The organism is Nevskia soli (assembly GCF_903970205.1).
Lineage (GTDB): Bacteria > Acidobacteriota > Terriglobia > Bryobacterales > Bryobacteraceae > Bog-113.
In genome coordinates this window covers 1-3,000 of the sequence record NZ_CAJCHS010000257.1, presented here as the reverse complement: position 1 = coordinate 3,000, position 3,000 = coordinate 1, and the positions used below count along the sequence as shown (strand labels likewise).

The following is a 3,000-nucleotide window of genomic DNA, read 5'->3' as shown; positions in this document are numbered from 1 at the left end:
TTGCCCGGAACGGTCGGTACCGTAGTTCTCATTTGGGTCTACGGAGACTCGCTCCATCTCAAAGTCACTGTCGCCGTTTTCGTCGCGCTCTTCTGGCTGATCTGCGCCGCGGCGCTTCGCGAGAACATCGTGTTCCCGCTACGCACCGTCTCGAACCTGTTGGCCGCGCTGCGCGAAGGCGACTTCTCGTTCCGGGCGCGCGGCTCGCATCGCGATGACGCGCTCACCGAAGTGATGACGCAAGTGAATCACATGGCGGACACGCTGCGCGACCAGCGCTCCAGCGCTCTCGAAGCCACGGCCCTGCTTCGCAAGGTCATGGCCGAGATCGACGTCGCCATCTTCGCGTTCGACGCCACGGAAAACCTGCGCCTGATCAACCGCGCGGGAGAGAAGCTGTTGAACCAACCCGCGGAACGCGTCATGGGTCTGACCGCATCCGAGCTGGCGCTTTCCGACCTGCTGGTCGGCGACGGCGCATCCTCGGTGCGCAAAACCTTTCCTGGCGGCTCGGGCGTGTGGAACATCCGCCGCGGCGAATTCCGTGAACACGGGGCGCCGCACTGGCTGCTCGTCATTTCCGACCTGACGCGAGTGCTGCGGCAAGAGGAACTGCTGGCCTGGCAGCGTCTGGTCCGCGTTCTCGGGCACGAGATCAACAACTCGCTGACGCCGGTGAAATCCATCTCCGAATCCCTCGCCCAGATGCTGACCCACGATCCGCTCCCGGAAGACTGGCGCGAGGACGCATCGCGCGGCCTCGAAATCATCTCCGCCCGCTCCGCCGCCTTGAATCGCTTCACCGGCGCCTACGCCCGCTTGGCCCGTCATCCGGCGCCGGTGCTTCAAGCCCTCAACGTCAGTGAATGGGTACAGCGCAACGCTGTGCTCGAAACACGCCTTCCGGTGATCATCGAACCCGGCGAACTCATCACCATCCCCGGCGATCCGGACCAGCTCGACCAGCTTCTGATCAACCTGATCCGCAACGCTGCCGATGCCACTCCTCCGAACGGCGGCAAAATCACGGTGACCTGGAAGAGTAAACCCGACCTGCTTGAACTCTCGGTGGTGGATGAAGGTTCAGGAATCGCCAACCCCGCGAACCTCTTCATCCCGTTCTTCACGACCAAGCCGCACGGCAGCGGCATCGGTCTGGTGCTCAGCCGCCAGATCGCCGAAGCGCATGGCGGCTCGCTCACGCTGACGAACCGCTCCGACCGCGGCGGAAGTATCGCGATTCTAATCCTGCCGCGGCGGTGAGTATCGGAATCCGGACAGATCGGAAACTCCTGGTTGGCCTGCCACTCGATCGCCCTTAGCGAGCCGTCGCGAGTAACTGGTCGACGCCGATCAGGTCGGTCGGATAGTTTCCCGTGTAACAGGCATAGCAGTAATTCGCGTCCCGATCGGCCACCGATTTGCGCAGCGATCCCAGAGAAAGATAGGCCAGTGAATCCGCCTCGACGAACTTTCGGATTTCCTCGACCGTGCTGTTGGCGGCAATCAACTCTTTGCGGGTGGGCGTATCCACGCCGTAGAAACACGGGCTAATCGTCGGCGGACAGGAGACGCGCAGGTGAACTTCCCGCGCTCCCGCATTGCGCACCATTCGCACCAGCTTGCGGCTGGTCGTCCCGCGCACGATGGAATCGTCAACCAGAACCACGCGCTTGCCTTCCAGCAGATGCCGCACCGGATTCAGCTTCAAGCGCACGCCGAAATCGCGGATCGCCTGCGAGGGCTCGATGAAGGTGCGTCCGACATAGTGATTGCGAATCAGGGCGAGCCGGAAGGGCAAGCCGCTTTCGTGCGAGTAGCCGAGAGCCGCGGCGACTCCCGAATCCGGCACGGGCACGACGATATCCGCGTCGGCGGGAGCTTCCCGGGCCAGTAGACATCCGAGCATTTCGCGCGATTCCTGCACGGATCGGCCGAAGACCATCGAATCCGGCCGCGAGAAATAGACGTGTTCGAATGCGCAAAAGGAAAGCGGCTGCTCCGGCGCGAAACGCTCGCGCGTGACGCCCTCGGGACCGACGATCACCATCTCGCCGGGCTGCACTTCGTTCAGATACACCGCATCGAGCAAGTCGAATGCGCAGGTCTCGGACGCAAAGACGTAGCATTGCTCGCCGCCGCGCTCCATCTGCGCCATGGCGAGCGGACGGAATCCGTGAGGATCGCGGGCGACGATGATGCGGTCCTCGGCGAGAAAGACGATGGAGAAGGCGCCTTCCAGCTGCAGCAGCGCATCGCGTAGAGCGCCGGCTAACGTGCGCTCGCGCGAGTGCGCCACCAAATGCAGAATGACTTCGGTGTCGCTGCTGGCCTGGAAGATGGCCCCATGGTGCTCCAAAGAACGCCGTAACTCCAGCGCGTTCGTAATGTTCCCGTTATGCGCGACGGCGATGCGGCCCTTGTTGCACGCCACCGCGAAAGGCTGCGCGTTGAGCAGCGCGGTATCGCCCGACGTCGAATAGCGGGTGTGCCCAATGGCCAGGTTTCCCGGCAATGCATCGAGAACATCCTGCGTGAAGATGTCGGATACCAGGCCCATCTTCTTGTGGGAGTGGATCAGTTCGCCGTCGCTGGTGGAGATGCCGGCGCTTTCCTGCCCGCGATGCTGCAGCGCATACAGGCCGAGGTAGGCGAGTTTGGACGCTTCGGGGTGCCCGAAAATGGCTACCACGCCGCATTCATCGTGGAACTTGTCGCTGGAAGTATCAACTGCGGCGATATCAAGTGGGGAGTTATCAACTGCCAATTCGGTCACCTTCCGCGATCGGATTTTGTCTGTACAACCACTCAGTGCAGATGCCGCTCGAGCCAGGGGGAGGCGAGTCGCGCCGAAACGACTGATTTAGTTTTCGGGCGCCGGTGAAGATATCGCTGCCAGTAAAGATATCAACGATTCATTTCATTGTAACGCCGGACGAAGCTCGATGCCAAGGTCGAAATCGGACAGATCGAAATCGGATGCGCGCGGCCGTTCGATAG

At 62.1% G+C, this 3,000-nt stretch carries 2 protein-coding genes; one reads left to right on the top strand and one right to left on the bottom strand.

Annotation, left to right across the window (positions count from 1 at the left end; genetic code table 11):
• A partial coding sequence (locus H1Y01_RS11765) for a sensor histidine kinase (RefSeq protein ID WP_180540714.1) occupies positions 1 to 1,263 on the top strand: 1,263 nt, incomplete at its 5' end.
• Between the two features lie 55 nt (positions 1,264 to 1,318).
• Here the strand turns inward: H1Y01_RS11765 and purF are convergent.
• Positions 1,319 to 2,776 (bottom strand): amidophosphoribosyltransferase, encoded by a 1,458-nt coding sequence (gene purF / locus H1Y01_RS11760; RefSeq protein WP_219341481.1) that lies wholly within the window; start codon positions 2,774 to 2,776, stop codon positions 1,319 to 1,321.
• Positions 2,777 to 3,000: the final 224 nt, after the last annotated feature.